Raw genomic sequence first — 18212 nt, forward strand, 5'->3', positions numbered from 1 at the left:
GGCCGGCAAAGAAATTTTCTTTGCCGGCCTGTTTGCATGCTTAAAGTTCACTTGACGTTGAATTGATCGAGTATAGGTAATTCCAGTTGTCCGCTTTGAAAAGCGCATGGAATGTGATTTTTTCTCCTGTCCCCAATGTCACCACTTCATGTTCAATTGCCACGACCATGGCAATCGCTCCATTATCCAAATTCAAATAGACATCGCCAATAGAAGGTTTGATCGCGTTTTGTTCACGCAATTTTTCTTCCAATTGGGCGTCTTCTTCTTTTTGGCTTTCCGTCACTTTTGATGGATCGAAATAGCTGATGTCCGTGCTTCCCGGCTCTTCACCCGGAACCATGACGAAGAATTCACGGGCCTTCACGGTGTTTTGGCGCGTCGTAATCACGTTTTTGCCTTCAACAGATTCAACTTTTTCAAATTCGTTCAATGAGTAATGGTCCATATAGTCCGGATCCGGTTTCACAATGAAGATATAGCCGCCTTCTTCAGCGTTAACATCTTCCCGAAGCGTATACTTTGATCCTAAAAACAGGAACGAATCCATATGTTTCGGTTTGTAGAATGTCGCCTCTTCCGCTTTGCACGCTACTTGCTCCATGTCTTTCAGCCGGAACATCAGCACGGATTTTTTCGCTAATGGTTTAACCGAATACACCTTGTGCAGTTCGTTGTTGTAATAAACCAATTGCCCTTTTCGTACTTGTAATAATTTCATTTTTCGCCCTCCGATACTATCATGCTATGGGGTTCATTCTAGAGGAAACTATAGCAGAAGTCTATGCATTCACTCGATTTGTCCAGCTTCCTGTGGTATAACGGGAACAACAATGAAAAAGGAAGTGCCGATATGGAAAACGAAAACCGTGAGGAATGGATCATCAAGAAATACCAGCAAGATGAGCAGATGATGATCCAACTATTCGTGCAATGGTGTACGAACCACCAACTTGACCCGATGGCTGTTTACCAAAAAGCCTACCCTTATCAAGAAAAAAATGCGGCGCTTCAAATCGCCATCGAAGAAGCCAATGCCGAAACAGCTGATCTTGAAATTAGCCATGCCACGATGTTGGAAGTTCTGCAGCTGTTCGGAAATGACGACCTCGCATTTGCAGTGGCAGAAGAAATAGAACGGCTGCCCAAAAAATAAAAGATCGAGCGCTTAGGCACTTGATCTTTTATTTTCTCTGTTTCCGAAGTTGCTTCGCTTTGTTCTCGATATGGCTAGTCCGCAGATTTTCATACCGGTTTGAGGCAATATTGCTGTAGATGCCGTCAAAATCCTTTTCCTTGACCGGTTCTTCCACTTCTTCTTCTGCACCTTCTTCGGCCAATACCTCGTCTTCCCGTTTTTCTTCCATGATTTCTCTTCCTTTCGTCTCCTCAAGCTTTCTTTACCCGTTTTCCCTCCGTGCGCCTTCATTAAACGCAAAAAAGCGGACATCAACAATGATGCCCGCTTCTCCGTTCATCAAACGGTCTCTTTCACGCCTTTTAATTCGCGCTCTAAAAACTTCGCCAGTTCCAGCATGCCGTATTTGCCTGCAGCCGCTTCTGCGTCTGAATTATAATTCGTATTGGTATTCACATCGTAAGTGAAAATGTCGCCTGCTGCGTTGCGGATAAATTCGATGCCCGCGACATTGATATTGTTTTGGGCTAGGAACGCCTCATATTTAGCGATAATCGGATCGTTGAACCCTTCCACCACTTGGAATTTCGGCTTCTCTTCGACTTCTTCTCCTACCGGACAGAACAAATCGTCGATTCGGCAAGCATCTGCCGGGCATAATTCAAATCCTTCTGAAGTGTCCACTTGCACTGCATAAACGAACTTGCCGCCGACAAATTCACAGCGCGTGATGAACGGTTCAGGTGCTTGGATATACTCCTGAATTAGCGTAATGCCATCAATGGATGGTTCGAATTCCGCGCCATTCACGTATTCATTCAAAGCTTCCATCGAATGGAACAATCTTACGCCCAGGCCTTTCCCGGCACGGTTATGTTTCGTGATGAAAGAAGAAACACCCATTTTTTCTGCAGCGGCTAAAATCTGTTCTTTGCCGTTCGCCGCAATGGTTTTAGGCGTACGGATGCCAGCCGCATTAAGCGCCATGTATTGTTTCACTTTGCTGACTTCCAAGCTTAGCGCCTGGCTGCCATTGAACACTTTGCGTCCGTGGTTCTCCAGCCAGACAAGCAGGGAATCCGCCATTTCCGGTGCGAAACGATGTCCGCGGGTATGGGATGATGCACTCATTCGGCTGTAGAAGACGCCTTCCGGCGGCGTATCGTTCAAATCAACGAGGCTTTCATTGATAAACCAATCTTCGTAAGGAAGGCCCAGTTCATCTAAACGTTTGAATAAATGCGTGGTCCACTCTTCGTTTTCATGTATTACGTATATTTTTTCAGTCATGTCGTTTCCTCCTAGTAAGTCGTTGCTGCCAGTGCTTTACGCTTTTCCTCGACGATTGGCATTACTTTTTTCGAGAAGCGCTCCATTTCTTCCAATTGCGGAGAGAATTGAAGCAATAAGAGATCCAATCCTACCTGCTCATAAGCAAGAATGCGATCTGCAATTTGTTCCGGCGTTCCAATCAAATTCGGACGCAAGCCGCGGTTCGAAACGGAATAATCTTGAAGCTTCACTTCTTGCTCCAATTTTGATTTGCTGACAAAGTCATCGTAGCCCACGTAGCCTTTCGCATCTTTCACATCTGTGATGCGCGCATATTCAGCAGCTACTTCTTCCTCTGTATCGCGGCAGATGATATAGGCTGCCATGCCGAAAGATTTCAAAGGTTCTTTACCTGCTTCTTCCCGCAATTTTTTCATGCCGGCAATTTTTGTTTCAATTTCTTCTACTGTCCCGCCATGCATGACGTAAGCATCGCATGACTCCACGATCGATTGCTTGCCGCGCGGACTTTCTCCGCCAGCGTATAAAATGGGATTCGGACGCTGGACAGGTTTCGGAGCAAGATGTGCATTTTGGATATCGTAATACTTCCCTTTGAAAGAGAAAGTTTCTTCCGTCCACATCCCTTTGACAATTTTCAGGAACTCATCTGTACGGTCATAACGCTCATCGTGCTCTGTAAATTCTCCGCCGTATTGGCGTGCTTCTTCTGCCCACCAGGCAGATACCACATTCAAAGTGAACCGGCCATTGGAAATCCGGTCTATATTAGCCGCCATCTTCGCAGTTACAGCAGGGTTATGGAAAGCAGGGCGAATTGCCGTCATGATTTCCAGCTTGTCCGTCACGGCTGCCAGAGCTGCAGCTGTTGACCAAGCTTCTAAAGAATCGGCTTCCATCCCTTTGATATCATTCAAATTCAACTCAGCAATCAATGTGGTGTCGTAGCCCCATTGTTCCGCTGATTGCGCTACTTGCTTTGCATAATCAAAAGTCGCCGGCATGTTTTCATCTTCCACATTGCGCAGCCAACCGCCAAATATCGGCATCCAGAAACCATATTTCATCGCCCGTTCACTTCCCTTTACGTTTATAGTCAAGTGCAAAATTTTCAAACAATCAAATAACGCTTTTAGCATACAACAAAACCACGTATTCTTACTAGTATACTAGGTTATTAAATTTTATCGCGCTAAAGCGATAAAGGAATAGAGTAATCTATTCCCAGTGACTTCTCGCTTTTTTTAAGTTTTCTATCCGTATTTTCGTATTCTTTTAATATTTCTCCAATCAGATCATTGCGCGGCGGTTCCATCTCCCGCATAACAAATACCCCTTCATCAATTATTTGGCAAAGGAAGCCGGCATGACCACCGCTTGGACTTCTCCAGTGGCAACTAATTCTTCTTCGGCAAATACATCGACTAGGATTTTAAATTTTTTCGGGTGGATTTCTTCAATTCGGCCAACCGCTTTTAAGGTTTTTCCTTGCGGCGTCGGTTTTTTATAATCGACATGCAAAGAAGCGGTGACAAAACGCGGCGGCGCTTCCCCGCTTCCCGGTTCAAAGCCGTTTTTTCGGTGCAGCGCCAAAGAAGCGGATCCCGTTCCGTGGCAATCCACTAGTGAAGCGATCAATCCGCCGTAAACAAATCCAGGAATTGCTGTGTGCTCAGGTTTAGGGGTGTAAACCGTCACCGTTTCTTCGCCCTGCCACCCTGTCCGGAATTGATGCCCTTCTTGATTCAGGCGGCCGCATCCGTAGCACCAAGCAAAATCCTCTGCGTATTCATCTTGAATAGCGTGCTCTATCTTTTCTGCCATGCCAATCCCTCTTTCCCAACTGCGTAATTTTAGTTATTTTTACTATCTTAACATAAAGTAAATTGAGTGTTCTGACATTTAGACGTTCATTTTATGAACTTTTATAAAAAACAAAAAGAAAAAGCATGATCCTTTTCATCAGATCATGCTTTCCCTTATTACCTTCCCTCTAAAAAACGAGGGTTCGCACGCGGAAAATTTCTTATTCGATTCTTTCTACAACTTGTTGATGCTCTGACGAATTTGAAAACTCTCGCCAATGCAATTTGTTGCGCTAACTGTCATTTGCCATTTAGGCTTTTGCTTCGCATCTACCTCTCAGCGAAATTGTGTTTCTGCAGTTAGACGTTTAGATGCACTTCCACAAAAAACTTACATCTTACTGATTCTTGACTTACTTTCTGGAGAGAAACCATTGGTACTATCGGTCCCTGACAAGAGTAACGGTCGTCAGTATTGCAAAATTTTCCGCCAAGGCTGTGCAAGTCATCGTCTGGATGCGTTCATAAACTTACTTCGTTTATACGCTTTTCCCTACGTTATTCCGCCTTGTACTATTTATATTCCACCACTTTTTTTATCTAAACCTATTTATAAGAAAATTTTAATAAATTCAATAAATTATTTTTACATTTTAGTGGCGTCCCTTTATACTAGTATTTAGTTCGATAACCGTAATAAAGAGGAGAGATTGGATGGCTAAAAGTTTACCGCTTCGTTCAGAAGTGCCTGTACAAGAAACATGGGATCTGCAAAGTTTATTTGCTTCGCATGAAGAATTTAATGAAGCGCTGGTTTCATTGGAAAAAGAGGCTTCCGATTTCCACAGCCAATTTCATGGAAAAATCAGCAATCCATCTTCTGTTATTGAAGCCTTGGCCGCTTATATGGCTTTTGTTGAAAAATTGGTTCCTGTCAGTACATACGCAAGCCTCACGTTAAGCACGGACCAGACCGATTCGGAAGCCCAGATGCTTTCCAGCAAGTTCGGTTCGGTTTCTGCAAAAATCGGAAGCCAGCTATCCTTTGTCAGCAGTGAACTTTTGGCGCTTCCGGAAGAAACATTGGAAGCAGCAATGAAAGAATCCAACGAGTTTCGTGTGTATCTGGAAAAGCTGCTCCGCAAAAAGGAATACCAATTGCATCCGGAAGCTGAAAAAACCTTGGCTGCCTATTCCGCTACGTTCAACGCTCCATACGGCCTTTACAATACGACCAAAATGGTGGATATGTCGTTTGAAGATTTTGAAGTGAACGGAAAGAGCTATCCATTGAGTTATGTGTCATTTGAAGGGGACTGGGAAGCCGAGCCGGATGCCGAAATCCGCCGCGCTGCATTTGACGCTTTTTCTGAAAAGCTGAAAGATTACCAGCACACGACAGCTAAAACGTACGATATGCAGCTGCAAATGGAAAAGACCACATCGGACCTGCGGGGCTACGATTCCGTTTTTGATTATTTATTGTTCAACCAGGAAGTGGACCGTACGCTTTATAACCGCCAAATCGACTTGATCACACAAGAATTGGCGCCGCATATGCGCAAATATGCCAAATTGCTGCAGGAAGTCCACGGTTTGGAAAAAATGACTTTTGCGGATTTGAAGATTTCTTTGGATCCTACGTACGAACCGGAAATCACTGTAGAAGAATCCAAGAAATACATCAACGATGCGCTCGGCATCATGGGCGAAGATTATTTAGACATGGTGGAACGTTCCTATTCAGAGCGCTGGATCGATTTCGCACAGAATAAAGGCAAATCAACGGGCGCTTTCTGTTCGAGTCCTTATGGAAATCACCCTTACATTTTGATTTCCTGGACCGGCCGCATGAACGAAGTTTTCGTGTTGGCGCATGAGCTTGGCCATGCCGGGCATTTCTATAATGCCAACCGGGAACAGAACGTCTTTAACGCCCGCCCTTCCCTGTACTTCATCGAAGCCCCTTCAACGATGAACGAAATGCTTGTGGCCAACCACCTGCTGAAAAACTCGGAAGATCCAAAATTCAAGCGCTGGGTGATTTCTTCCATTGTTGCGAGAACGTATTACCATAACTTTGTCACCCATTTGCTTGAAGCGGCCTACCAGCGGAAAGTCTATGAACGCATTGATGCCGGCCAAAGCGTCAATGCCGGAATTTTAAATGAGCTGAAGCGCGGTGTACTGGAAGAGTTCTGGGGAGATGCTGTAGAAATCACGCCTGGCGCTGAACTGACGTGGATGCGCCAACCGCATTATTATATGGGCTTATATCCGTATACTTATAGTGCCGGCTTGACCATTTCGACGCAAGTGTCCAAACGGATTTTAAATGAGGGGCAAACGGCTGTCGATGAATGGCTGGACGTGTTGAAAGCCGGAGGCACCAAAACTCCGGTGGAACTGGCACAGATGGCAGGCGTCGACATCACGACGGAAGAACCGCTGCGTGATACTATCGCATATATCGGTGAATTGATCGACGAACTCGTCACACTGACAAAAGAAATTGAAGTGAAACAATAAAAACCTAGTTGGATGAGAGCTTCTGCTTCCTCAATCCGCGCTTCGGCGCTTTGGACTGGGGCACTTCTAACGATATGGAGCAAACCTTGGCGACGAAGCTAGCGCAGCGATGCAGGAGCACGGATTTTAGGCAAGCACAGCGGCTTTGGGGAATATCGGGTTTCCAAACAAAACTTTTTCTATTTTTATTTTTTCAGCATATTGAAAACGGAAGCGGCTTTTAAGCTGCTCCCGTTTTTTTCCGTGCTTTTTTCCAGATGAAATAGCGTTCGATCAGAATCGCCGCCAGTGTTCCGGTAATCAATCCATTGGAAAAGGTAGCGGCGAGAATAGCTGGCAGCTGTGCCATGCTCTCGGGCGGAAGAAACATAATGCCGACCCCAATCATCAATCCGAAAGCGGATACTTTATAAGCTTGCTGATGATCCGCTTCTTCTCTCAATTCCATAAAAGCCATTTCCACCATTTTTGTGAATATCGCAAAAATTACGGCATAAGCGACTGGCGCCGGCAATGCCGCAAGCAGTGCCATCAAGCTTGGAAAAAAGCTGATGGCTAAGACTACCACACCGCCCATAACGAATGGTTTTAAAGAAGGATTTCGTGTCGCACTGACAAAGCCGGCTGCACCGGAAATTGGCACGGGCCCGATGGCTGAAAACAGCCCCGCAAAAATGTGGTTGATCCCGGAAGCGACGGACGCTTGCTTGACCCGATCCTGGGCTTCAATCGAAAACGTATTTTTTAAAAGCACTTCCATGACCCGCATTGAAGCCATCATATTCGCTACCAATAGAAAAGTTAAAAACAGCGCCGTAACGAACATGCCGCTATCCCAAACGAGGGGGCCGAATACGAGAAGTTCCGGCAATGCGAGCAATGATTCCGAAGTACCAGCAATCGCATCCGCCTTGCCAAGCAGCACAAATAACAGCCACCCCCCGGCAATCGCCAGCAAGACTGAATAACGGTTGACCCAAGGAGTTTTGTGCCCCATGAATAAAAACGTCACGATAACGACGGCTGCGCCTCCTATAACGACGACCGGATCCACGGCATCGCCTTCACCCGCTATTCCCACTAAGCCGCCGATAATCGATTCGCTTAATTGCAGGACAAGCAGCAATAAATAGATGAACGTAATCGTCGGCGTAAACAGCGCTCTCATCTTCCCTACTAATCCAGTGTAAGCAAATACGATGAACAAAACACCGCTATAGAGCAGGCCGCTTTGAAGGGCTTGCAGCGATTCTTCCATCGTTTCATACATAACACCGACCATCCCTGCATAAACGATGAAGATTCCCCACCAGAGCCCCGCCGGCCCTTCATTAATCGGCATCCGGTGCCCGATCAGCACCTGTACTAAACACGCGATGCCAAGCACAAAAATCGTCCTTTGGACAAATAAGGCTGTATCTCCACTGTCCATCCCAAAAACATTGGCGATGGCAATGGGAGCAGCAATCGAAGAAGCCAATAAAAAAACGGCCCACTGAATGCCTCCAAACAAAGTTTTCACCATTTCCCGCCCCCGTCTTTTCTAACTCTTTATCTTGTTAGTATACCCTTTTGCTTTTAAAGGCGTTCGGAGAAAAAACAAAGAGCCCTGAAATTTTCAGGACTCTCTGTCTTTTCTAGAAGTTTCTTTAGGATCCGCTTCTTTTTGCGATTCCATATTTTTCTTTTGCTCATCGGTTCGATGTTCTTCATCCAACGGCCCTTTATAGACAACCGGATAGCCTTTATCCTGCAGTTGCTTTACTTGCTTCCGAGACGCACGGATCAAAAGCCACATGATCAACAGTGACAAAATAAAAATAACGACAACTGAGATAATCCCAGGAATGTATTCCGATTTATCTTCAGGAAAGTATAAGAATTCCATTTGTTTATTTCCCGCCTTTGATAGTTAAGTTTCCCTTCATTATACAGGATAGCTTTTTTCAATAAATTACCGAAGGTGAACATTTCGTGGCAAACTCTTAACAATCTCCGCAACAAACGCTGAAAAGCGGCAGAACCGGGAAGCGTTCCTTTTTCTGCCGCCGAGCATGATTAAGGCATTGCGAATGTAAAAACTATTTTTCCGATACAACTGTAAAGCGTTTATTGAAATGGCGCGGATTTTCAATTTCATCCACTAATGCAATGGCATAATCAGGATAGCTGACATAGCTTTTTCCTCTTGTATTCACCGTGATGCTATCTTCGCCTATCTTGTAGCTTCCGGTCCGTCTGCCTTCCGCATCAAAAAAAGCAGCAGGGCTTAGGAAAGTCCATTCGATGCCTTCCGATGCTTCAAGATCTGCCAGGTTCTGCGCCTGGTTAGACGCGATCGCTTTAAAAGCATCCGGGAATTCCGGCGTTTCAATCAGGCGGGTCGTTCGGGCCTCATCCACAAACAGGCTGCCTGCTCCTCCGACTACAATTAATCTCGTACCAGGCGCTTCTTGCAGCGCTTGGATCAGGTTTCGCCCTGCTTCCACATGCTGCTCCGCTTTTTCCGGCGGTACACCAAAAGCATTTACGACAACATCAAACAGCTTTAGGTCTTCTGCAGTTAAACTGAAAACATCTTTTTCCAAGATCTGTACGTTTTCCTCTTCAATTTTTGAAGCATCCCGCACAATAGCCGTAATTTCATGACCTCTGGAAAGCGCTTCTTTCATAATGACTCCGCCTGCTTTTCCGCTTGCTCCAATAATTCCGATTTTCATCTAAAGCACCTCTTTTTTTAGATTTGATCCATCGCGTCTTTTAAAATTTCAAACGAACGCTTTCTTTTTTCTTGATCATAAATATAGGACACAGCCATCAATTCATCAATCTGCATATCGCCCATAAACTTCCTTAATTGGCCCGCGACGGCTTCGCGGTCGCCAAGGAATGTGTAGCGCGACATATTTTTAGCCATCGTTTCCTCATACAAGCTCCATTTGCCATCCATTGAATCGACCGGCGGCTGAAGCAGATTTTTCGTACCTCTTACAACATTCAAATAAAACATGTGGCTCGAAGTCGAAAGTTTTTGAGCTTCCTCCGTCGTTTCTGCAGCCACGACATTCACACAAACCATGACGTATGGTTGGGCCAGATAATCGGACGGCTGAAACTGGGTTCGGTAAATTTGCAGCGCCTGCTCCAATTTCTGAGGTGCAAAATGAGCAGCAAATACATACGGCAAGCCGAGTCTTGCGGCTAACTGCGCACTGGATGTACTTGAACCCAGGATAAAAATCGGAACTTCGGTGCCCACGCCAGGGTAAGCATGCACCAGTCCTTGGTGTTCAATCGGCTTCAAATAATTTTGCAGTTCTACGACATCTTGCGGAAAAGCATAAGCTGTTTCTTGCGTTGTCCGGCGCAGTGCATGCGCTGTTTGCATATCCGTTCCCGGTGCGCGCCCAAGCCCCAAATTCACTCGGCCAGGATACATCGTTTCCAGTGTTCCAAATTGTTCAGCAACGACAAGCGGAGTATGGTTCGGCAGCATAACACCGCCAGACCCTACTTCAATCGTGTTTGTATTATCGAGCACTTTTGAAATTAAGATGGACGTAGCTGAACTGGCTAAAGTCGGTGAATTGTGGTGTTCAGACAACCAAAAGCGTTTGTAGTCCAATTTTTCAACATGCTGCGCCAAGCTGACCATATCAGCCAATGCCTCTTTTGCTGTCTGTCCTTCTGAAATGGCGACCAGATCCAAAACGGATACGGGCACCGGTTTTATATTTTGATTCATTTAATGACTTCCTTTCAAGAGGAGATGTTCATTAACCATAAAACCAAAATATCTCGAAGACAAGCTATCTGCTTATGGCCTTAGAATCATTCAGTCGTGTTCATCCATGTAGGGATTTTATCGTCTTCGTCAAATTCGATAATGACATCCGTTACTCCCTGGACGCCGTCCCGAATCCGCTTCTCAATGTAATCCCGCAAATCATCCGCTTCGGCAATCGTCATGCCCGGGTCCACTTCCAGTTTCAACTCCACGTGGAAATGGTCGCCTTCTTTTATAACGTCCAAATCCTGAATGTCTGCAACTTGAGGATGCTGCAGAACTTTTGCGCCGATCCGGGCCTGCATTTTCACATCCGCTACACCAAGCGCGCCTGCCGCATTGTCGAGGAAGACCCGCCCCACTACAAGGATGAGCAGGACACCGATAATGACCGAAGCATAGCCGGTCGCGCTATGGAACGGCGTATACGTGGAAATGACAATAGCCGCCAGAGCCAGAACCGCTCCTCCTACCGCTACATTATCTTCCAGGAAAACGAGTTTGGTCGCAGGTTTAGCCCCTTTTACGTTTTTGTAGCTGAGCGGGATATATTTTAATCCGCGTGTCTGTTCTTTCGGAAGGTGCTCGGTTATTTCTTTCATGGCTTTATTGAGCACGAAAGCTTCTAACAGAGCCGACGCACCGAGGACGCCGATGTTCAACCAGAACCAATCTTCTGTATGGACGGCATCCGAAATATGATTGATTCCTTCGATAATGGTTTCATAGGCCAGTACGCCGACAATCAGCACTGCACCTAGCAGCACTAAATTGACTAAGCGCCCAAAACCGCCCGGAAATTTTTCGGTAGGCGCTTTTTTGCTCAATGCCGAGCCGACAAAGACGAATAATTGGTTCGCCGCATCCCCAAAACTGTGCATCATTTCGGCGAACATCGCGACATTTCCTGTAATGAGGTAAGCGATTGTCTTAATGACCGCGACCATCGTATTGACAATGGCAGCCCAAAAAGCGGACTTGTTCCCTCCCTTAAGCAATCCAAAAAATTCTTTCATAAAAATCCTCCATTCTTCTGGGCCTCACAACTTTTATGTAAACTCAGAAAGCTTTTCTATTTTATTCCCTGCACCGGTGCGGTAGAAACCCATGAAAAAGAGGGCTCTCAATTTTTCCTAAGCCCTGCTTTTCTAAAGCTGCTTTAAATCTCGTAAACTGCTCCTATTTCTGCAAATTCTGTATCTCCGCTAAAACTGGAGCGTGCTGCTTCAAGAATTTCGCCTAATTCGCCGTATTGCGGCAGATGAGTGAGCCTCAATTGCTTGGCCCCAGCCCGTTCAGCCAGTTCGCCTGCTTGTTTTCCGCTCAAATGCCCTTTGATGATGCCCCGATATTTTTCGTATAAATTCGATTCACATACAAGCAAATCGGCTCCGCGCGAAAACTCGATCAGGTCGTCTTTCCATTCGGTATCCGCTGTAAAGACTACAGACTTTCCGTTTGCTGTAAATTTCATCGCCAAACAATAAACAGGATGAATGGTTTCGCAAAATGCGACTTCAAACGGCCCGAGCTGAAGAGGCTGATCTGCTTCGATCACCTTCCCTTCCGTCACGCCTTTATAGGAAAGTGCTGCAAACATTTCCGGGTCTCGGTTATGGGCATAGATCGGGAATGGAGTTTGCCATTCTTTGAGTTGCATGCCGACCATTGCTGCGTGCTGCAAAACGCCAATATCCGCAATATGGTCTGGGTGATAGTGGCTGATGATGGCCGCATCCAGATCTTTCAATTCGGTGTAGTTTTGTACTGCGGCCAGAACACCGCTTCCGCAGTCCACCAAGCAGCGAAATCCTTCCTCTTCGATCAGGAATGAGGAAGTGGCCTCATTTTTATTGGGATAGCCTCCCCAAATCCCTATAGTTGTGATTTTCATAAAAGAATTCCTCCCAAACTATTTTTTCCTATTATAACGCAGCCATTGTCCTGTGTTTGTTTAAAGAGATTCGCTCAGGGTATATAAAAAGGGAGCAGTTAAAACATTGGAGGGATTACTTTGACAGTAAAACTAACAGTAGAAAACGCCGTACAAGCAAAAGCAGAAATTGAAAAATTACAAGCGCAAGGATATTCGCATGATGACATTTATATCTTTGCACACGACAAAAAGCGCGAAAAAGATATTTCTTCTGCACTGGACACCGAAAGCGTGGGCATGAAGGAGCAAGGATTCCTGGACAGCATGAAAAACATGACCGTTTCTCGCGGGGATGAACTTCGCGCCAAAATTGCAGCTGCCGGAACAACCGAACAGGAAGCCGCTGAATTCGAAGAAGAACTGGATAAAGGCAAACTCGTCATCATCGCCAATAAGAATAATTAAGCCCCTCCCTCTTGCTGAAAGGCAAGAGGGTTTTTCATGCCCCCATACTCTCCTTCCTTATTATTTTTATCTCAATATAACTTTTATCCTTTAGAAAAATCTGCTTATCCCCATTCATTATTCTTTCTTTTCTAAATTCTCTTTATTTTGTTAGTAAAATTGGCATAGTAAAAGGTCTGTATCATCTTGTCCATTGTATCGATTACAACTATTTGCTATATTTGAAAAAGGTTAATTTTCTAACTACAGACAAGTAAACGCTTTCCTGCAGGAGAAAAGCCTCAAGGGGGAAATTTATGAAGAAGAGTTTGAAAATGGGAAGCGCTTTTATCGGCATCATTGTCGGGGCAGGTTTTGCTTCTGGACAAGAGATTCTGCAATATTTTACAAGTTTTGGGATGATGGGAATTTTTGCAGCCCTTATCTCGACTGCTTTATTTGCTTATTTGGGAATGAATTTAACAAGGCTCGGAAGCCGGATGCAGCAACCTTCACATAAAGAAGTCATCTACGGAATCAGCGGAAAAATATTGGGAAGAATCGTGGACTACATAATTATTTTAACTTTGTTTGGCGTTGGCGTTGTGATGGTAGCTGGAGCCGGTTCGATTTTTTCACAGCAATTCGGCCTTCCAGCGGTTCTTGGCAGCACGCTAATGATCGTCCTGGTCGTTTTGACCATCATGCTGAATGTCGAAAAAGTCATTTCAATCATCGGCAGCATTACGCCTTTTCTCATTTTGATGGTCGTCATTTTGGCCATCTACAGCTTGGCTACCGGCGATTCATCTTTTGCAACATTAGATCCAATTGCAAACGAAAAACTTTCGGCTGTTTCCAACTGGTTCTTGGCCGGATTGAATTATGCATCCTTTAACATTGCAGTAGGTGCTTCGATGTCCATCGTCATGGGCAGCACCGAAAAAGATGAAAAAATCGCTGCACGTGGCGGATTATTTGGTGGATTGGGCTTGGGGATTTTGATTATTCTCAGCCATTTAGCGATTTTTTCAAAAATCGAAAGTGTGGGCGATGCTGATATGCCGATGCTTCAAATTGCCAATGACATCTCACCAACTTTAGGCGTGTTTATGTCGATCATTTTGTTCGGCATGATTTACAATACCGCCGTCAGCATGATCTATGCCTTTGCAGCCCGCTTTGTTCCATCGGGCACACCGAAATTCAAAGGATTTGTTGTTATCGTTGGGGTTGTTTCCTTTATCTTGAGCTTTGTCGGATTCACTAAACTTGTCAACGAGTTCTACCCGATCGTCGGCTATCTTGGGTTCTTCCTGGTAGCGGCACTGGTCTATGCCGATTTTAATAAACCGAAAGTCCAGACAGCTCCAACCAAATAGCGTATCGAAGCCGCAAAAGCATCCATCAACTGCTTTGGCGGCTTTTCATGTTATGGTTTTAATAGAGCATTCCGGAAGGAGAACTTTTTTTATGGATACTTTTATTAAAACACCTCAACAGCAAGAACTGATAAACCAAATTCATGCATTGGCTCCTGCGTTTCAAAAGCGCGAACCGGAGCTGGATGCTATTGGATCTTTTCCTTATGAGAATATAAATGAATTGAAGCAGCTTGGCTATCATACCCTTACGCTTCCGAAAGAGATGGGCGGGCAAGGCTTCGGCCTCTATGAGTACATACTGGCGCAAGAAGCGATTTCTCAAGCTTCCGGAGCTACCGGGCTTTCTATCGGATGGCATGCCGGAATCATTTTGGAATACGCTGAAAACCGGCATTGGCATCAGGACAGTGCCGCATGGCTTACAGAAGAGATCCGAAAAGGTGCTTTGATCAATACAGCGGCCACTGAGAACAATGCGGGAAGCCCGGCGCGCGGTGCACTTCCACGGACCTTTGCTGTTAAAGACGGCGATGAGTGGGTAATCAACGGCGAAAAAACCTATACTTCCATGGCCCCTGTATTGGATTTCATTTTCGTGACGGCTACTGTGGATGAGGAACAGATTGAAACTTTTATTATTCCGCGCAAAACAGAAGGCGTTTCAATCGATGAAACTTGGGATATGCTAGCCATGAGAGGCACAGCGAGCCATACGTTAGTGATGAGAGACGTGAGGGTTCCTTCTTCTTTCATCTTAAAACCGAGCGGCGCCAAAGCCGCTGGAAAAGGATGGCTGCTCCACATTCCCGCTTGTTATATCGGAATGGCTGCTGCCGCCCGCACGCAGGCGATTGAATTCGCCGTTTCCTATGAACCGGCTTCCCTCGGAAAACCGATTTCAGAAACGCCGAACATCCGCCAGCTCATCGGAGAAATGGAATTGGAGCTAACGACTGCCCGCCACTTATTATACGGAACCGTTGAACGCTATCTTCAAGCAAGCGATAGAGCAGCGATGGATGAAGCTTTGAACGTAACGAAAATCGCTGTCACACAGGCGGCCATGGGCATCGTCGATAAGGCGATGAAAATTGTCGGTTCAAGAGCACTTTCAGAAGCTAATCCGATGCATCGCCATTACTTGAATATCCGGGCCGGCCTGTACAATCCGCCAATGGAAGACATGGTCAAAGCACAACTGGCAAACCAAGCCATCCAATCTATCTCACAGGAAAAACAAGAAAATCCAGCCAATAAATAAGGAGTGAAGCCAATTGACAATTCAAGTGCACCTTAACGAAACAGTGATCGAGGCTTTTCATTTTATGGAAGAACATGTGGCCGACAGCGTTTCTAAAAAAACGCTGCAAAAAATCATCATCGATTTCAACGTGACGAGCGAAGATTACCACGACATTGCCGTGTTATTGTACGGCATGGAATTCCGTGTTCAAGTTCCGGAAAAAAACTTGGACTTTCAAGCTGCCATCTCGAACTATTCAACCGATACGACAAATCTTTACAACCCAAACGAAGTAGCGGACTACCATTTGGAATTGACGGAGAAAGCATAGAAATCAAAAAGGGAGCCACAGCTATAAGCCGCGGCCCCTTTTTTGATTCCCTATTTTCTTTTAAAGCGGCTGCCTCGGCTCCTTCTTCTCAATTTTCTTCTTAAGTCCCGCGCTTCCTGTTCTTTTGCCGCCCGACTTTCCTCATCCAAGGAAATGGAGCAAAGATCTTCTCCTTCCAGTTCAATATCAAACCATGAATTCACGCGGCTACCTTCCGGCAACTGGCTGAGAGGGAGAAGGAGTTCCTTTTGTTCTTCCTCTATCAGAATGACCGCCCACCCGTCTTCAATCCGGTTCAGCATCCCTTTCATTCAATCACTCCCCTACACAAGCGAGGCCTTGGGCTTTTATATCATCTAATTTCCCTTGCCCAATGCCTTTGATTTCTTTGAGCTCTTCAAGCGAAGCAAAAGGACGGCTTTTAACGATATCTTCAGCGAAAGCGGGACCGATGCCTTCGATTTCCTGCAGTTCGGCTGAAGAAGCCCGATTCAGGTCGATGCAGCGATTCTTCCCTTCGACCGCGATTCCTTCTTTTTCTGTTTCGATTTCGTAGCTGTTTCCGTCTGTCCGGAGCACAATCGTCCCGTTTACATCCGTGCCGTAGACGTCAGCGCCTTCGTTTTCCACAGAAGCAATGACTTCGGCATGCGGATGTCCATAGGAGTTGTCAATGCCCGCACTGTAAATGGCGACTTTGGGAGATACAGCTTTCAAAAAATCGCGGCTCGTCGATGTATTCGACCCATGATGGCCAAGGTGGAGAATTTCTGCATCCAAGTCAGCGCCACTTTCTATCATCTTCTGCTCTTCTTTGACACCGGCATCACCGGTGAAGATCAAACGGACATCTCCAAATGTCACTTTTAAAGAAATCGATTCTTCGTTGGCCTTGCCGGTGATTTCTTCCGGATAGAGAACTTCCAATTCAACCGGGCCGACATCGAAAACTTCGCCACTGCGCGGTTCGTAATAATCCGTGCCCGTTTCATCAATCGCTTCTAACGTGCTGAGGAATGTATTGGATGTGCTTTCGTTCCCAGACATCCATACTTCACCCACGTCAAACTGCTCGATGATGGAACCCAATTGTCCAATGTGATCCGAGTCGGGATGCGTGCCAATGGCAATATCGATTTTCTCCAGCTGCTGCTCTGTTAAATAATCGATGGCATCCGTACTGTTCCAATCGCCTGCATCAATCAGAATGGCATAATCCCCAAATTCCAGCAAAGTGGCATCTGCTTGGCCGACGTCAATAAAATGAACGGCAAGCTCCCCTTCAACAGCTGCAGAATTCCCGCCTTCACCGTTTTCTTTCTGCTGCTGGAACCAGTGGAAAGCGAAAATGCCGACGATTGCAACTGCAACTAATAAAATCAAAATGTATTTTTTCAAGATTCTTCTCCTCTTTTCGTCGTGGCATTTTACCATACCCTCTGATGGGCTTTCTCTATCAGTGGGTGAAAGCAAAAATGCCAGAGGCTTCTAAAAGTGCCCAAAGCAAAAGGCTGCAAAGAAATTCCCTTGCAGCCTTTTGGAAGTGGCCAAATCAAGTGGACATGAAGTCTCCGCCGTTCATATGGAGGAATTGTCCCGTCATGTACGAATTTTGCGGGTCTGCCAGAAAGACAAAAGCCTTCACCAATTCATATGGCTGGGCTGGGCGCCCTGCTGGCACATCCTTGCCGAAGTCTTCCCCAACATCAGGGTTGAGATCACCAAAAGTCTTCGTGATCAATGGCGTCCACACCGGACCAGGTGCAATTCCATTCACTGCAATTCCTTCACGGACGAAGCGGCGGGCAAGCGCACGCGTCATGGAAACCATCGCTCCATTCGCTCCGGAATAGTCAATGAGATCCGAATGGCCCCGGTATGCATTGATCGAAGCCGTATTGATGATCCGGGCACCGTCTTTTAAATGGGGACGGGCGGCTCTGACCAAATAGAACATCGCAAAGGCTTTAATTTCAAACGTCTTCAATAGCTGTTCATCTGTAATATCGGTCGGAGAAGTCTGTGGATATTGATAGCCCGCATTATTTACGAGAATGTCAATTTGGCCGAATGATTCGAGCGCGAATTGGACCAGTTTGTCGCAGTTTTCCGACTTTCCAAGATCTCCGCTCAACGCTTTCGCTTCTCCTCCATAGCTTTTGATGACTTCCAGGGTTTCGGCTGTCGCTTCTTCATCATCGAGATAGCCGATCACCACTTTAGCGCCTTCTTTCACGTAGGCAATGGCTACAGCGCGGCCAATCCCGCTGTTTGCACCTGTAATAATGGCCACTTTGCCTTCGAGAGCGCCACTCGCTTTATAGTCCTTTAAATCCGTATTATTGAAATCCATATCTGCCATTCGTTCCCTCCTCCTCACT

Annotated in this window: 20 protein-coding genes; 6 read left to right on the top strand and 14 right to left on the bottom strand. The window is 45.8% G+C overall.

Going from position 1 to position 18212, the window contains the following annotated elements:
- Positions 1 to 40 precede the first annotated feature (40 nt).
- Positions 41 to 721, bottom strand: a complete 681-nt coding sequence (locus BN1080_RS15395; RefSeq protein ID WP_052653475.1) for a hypothetical protein — start codon at positions 719 to 721, stop codon at positions 41 to 43.
- 132 nt (positions 722 to 853) lie between these two features.
- Here BN1080_RS15395 and BN1080_RS15400 point away from each other — a divergent pair, with 132 nt between their 5' ends.
- On the top strand, positions 854 to 1156 hold the full coding sequence (locus BN1080_RS15400) for a hypothetical protein (protein ID WP_052653477.1): 303 nt from the start codon (positions 854 to 856) through the stop codon (positions 1154 to 1156).
- Between the two features lie 28 nt (positions 1157 to 1184).
- Here the strand turns inward: BN1080_RS15400 and BN1080_RS15405 are convergent, their stop codons facing one another.
- The 4 genes from BN1080_RS15405 to BN1080_RS15420 all read right to left on the bottom strand — a co-directional run bounded on the left by BN1080_RS15405 (position 1185) and on the right by BN1080_RS15420 (position 4255).
- Positions 1185 to 1367, bottom strand: a complete 183-nt coding sequence (locus BN1080_RS15405; RefSeq protein ID WP_052653479.1) for a hypothetical protein — start codon at positions 1365 to 1367, stop codon at positions 1185 to 1187.
- 110 nt (positions 1368 to 1477) lie between these two features.
- Positions 1478 to 2428 carry an ATP-grasp domain-containing protein gene (locus BN1080_RS15410; RefSeq protein ID WP_052653481.1) on the bottom strand — a complete coding sequence of 317 codons (951 nt, stop codon included), beginning with the start codon at positions 2426 to 2428 and terminating at the stop codon, positions 1478 to 1480.
- An 11-nt stretch (positions 2429 to 2439) separates the two neighbouring features.
- Positions 2440 to 3498 carry an LLM class flavin-dependent oxidoreductase gene (locus BN1080_RS15415; protein WP_052653483.1) on the bottom strand — a complete coding sequence of 353 codons (1059 nt, stop codon included), beginning with the start codon at positions 3496 to 3498 and terminating at the stop codon, positions 2440 to 2442.
- A gap of 277 nt (positions 3499 to 3775) precedes the next feature.
- On the bottom strand, positions 3776 to 4255 hold the full coding sequence (locus tag BN1080_RS15420) for a PaaI family thioesterase (protein WP_052653485.1): 480 nt from the start codon (positions 4253 to 4255) through the stop codon (positions 3776 to 3778).
- A 695-nt stretch (positions 4256 to 4950) separates the two neighbouring features.
- Here BN1080_RS15420 and pepF point away from each other — a divergent pair.
- Positions 4951 to 6765 carry an oligoendopeptidase F gene (gene pepF, locus BN1080_RS15425; protein ID WP_052653486.1) on the top strand — a complete coding sequence of 605 codons (1815 nt, stop codon included), beginning with the start codon at positions 4951 to 4953 and terminating at the stop codon, positions 6763 to 6765.
- Between the two features lie 220 nt (positions 6766 to 6985).
- Here pepF and BN1080_RS15430 read toward each other — a convergent pair whose 3' ends face one another.
- From BN1080_RS15430 to BN1080_RS15455, 6 genes are all read right to left on the bottom strand, one after another.
- Complete coding sequence (locus BN1080_RS15430) at positions 6986 to 8290, bottom strand: purine/pyrimidine permease (RefSeq protein ID WP_234398979.1); 1305 nt, start codon at positions 8288 to 8290, stop codon at positions 6986 to 6988.
- Between the two features lie 93 nt (positions 8291 to 8383).
- The gene (locus tag BN1080_RS15435) at positions 8384 to 8653 is read right to left on the bottom strand and encodes a hypothetical protein (protein ID WP_052653487.1); all 270 of its coding nucleotides are present in this window, start codon (positions 8651 to 8653) and stop codon (positions 8384 to 8386) included.
- Between the two features lie 193 nt (positions 8654 to 8846).
- Positions 8847 to 9485 carry an NAD(P)-dependent oxidoreductase gene (locus BN1080_RS15440; protein WP_052653489.1) on the bottom strand — a complete coding sequence of 213 codons (639 nt, stop codon included), beginning with the start codon at positions 9483 to 9485 and terminating at the stop codon, positions 8847 to 8849.
- Positions 9486 to 9502: 17 nt separating this feature from the next.
- A complete protein-coding gene (locus BN1080_RS15445) occupies positions 9503 to 10510 on the bottom strand; it encodes an LLM class flavin-dependent oxidoreductase (protein ID WP_052653492.1) in 1008 nt (335 codons plus the stop codon).
- Between the two features lie 86 nt (positions 10511 to 10596).
- Positions 10597 to 11568, bottom strand: coding sequence for a cation diffusion facilitator family transporter (locus BN1080_RS15450; protein ID WP_052653495.1), 972 nt, complete (start codon positions 11566 to 11568; stop codon positions 10597 to 10599).
- 143 nt (positions 11569 to 11711) lie between these two features.
- Entirely contained in the window at positions 11712 to 12446 is a 735-nt protein-coding gene (locus BN1080_RS15455; protein ID WP_052653497.1) for an MBL fold metallo-hydrolase, read from the bottom strand.
- A gap of 120 nt (positions 12447 to 12566) precedes the next feature.
- Here BN1080_RS15455 and BN1080_RS15460 point away from each other — a divergent pair, with 120 nt between their 5' ends.
- From BN1080_RS15460 to BN1080_RS15475, 4 genes are all read left to right on the top strand, one after another.
- On the top strand, positions 12567 to 12893 hold the full coding sequence (locus BN1080_RS15460) for a YflT domain-containing protein (RefSeq protein ID WP_052653499.1): 327 nt from the start codon (positions 12567 to 12569) through the stop codon (positions 12891 to 12893).
- A gap of 296 nt (positions 12894 to 13189) precedes the next feature.
- Positions 13190 to 14254 (top strand): YkvI family membrane protein, encoded by a 1065-nt coding sequence (locus BN1080_RS15465; protein WP_052653500.1) that lies wholly within the window; start codon positions 13190 to 13192, stop codon positions 14252 to 14254.
- Positions 14255 to 14345: 91 nt separating this feature from the next.
- Entirely contained in the window at positions 14346 to 15518 is a 1173-nt protein-coding gene (locus BN1080_RS15470; RefSeq protein WP_052653502.1) for an acyl-CoA dehydrogenase family protein, read from the top strand.
- Positions 15519 to 15531: 13 nt separating this feature from the next.
- Positions 15532 to 15831 (top strand): DUF3219 family protein, encoded by a 300-nt coding sequence (locus BN1080_RS15475; RefSeq protein ID WP_110925671.1) that lies wholly within the window; start codon positions 15532 to 15534, stop codon positions 15829 to 15831.
- 50 nt (positions 15832 to 15881) lie between these two features.
- On the opposite strand, the gene BN1080_RS15480 is transcribed toward BN1080_RS15475, so the two are convergent.
- The 3 genes from BN1080_RS15480 to BN1080_RS15490 all read right to left on the bottom strand — a co-directional run bounded on the left by BN1080_RS15480 (position 15882) and on the right by BN1080_RS15490 (position 18193).
- Entirely contained in the window at positions 15882 to 16142 is a 261-nt protein-coding gene (locus BN1080_RS15480; protein ID WP_052653504.1) for a DUF3006 domain-containing protein, read from the bottom strand.
- Between the two features lie 4 nt (positions 16143 to 16146).
- Positions 16147 to 17229, bottom strand: a complete 1083-nt coding sequence (locus BN1080_RS15485) for an MBL fold metallo-hydrolase (protein ID WP_052653506.1) — start codon at positions 17227 to 17229, stop codon at positions 16147 to 16149.
- A 154-nt stretch (positions 17230 to 17383) separates the two neighbouring features.
- Positions 17384 to 18193: an SDR family oxidoreductase gene (locus tag BN1080_RS15490; RefSeq protein ID WP_052653508.1), complete on the bottom strand. Its 810-nt coding sequence runs from the start codon at positions 18191 to 18193 to the stop codon at positions 17384 to 17386.
- Positions 18194 to 18212 lie beyond the last annotated feature (19 nt).

The organism is Planococcus massiliensis, from assembly GCF_000821325.1.
GTDB classification, from domain to species: domain Bacteria; phylum Bacillota; class Bacilli; order Bacillales_A; family Planococcaceae; genus Planococcus; species Planococcus ruber.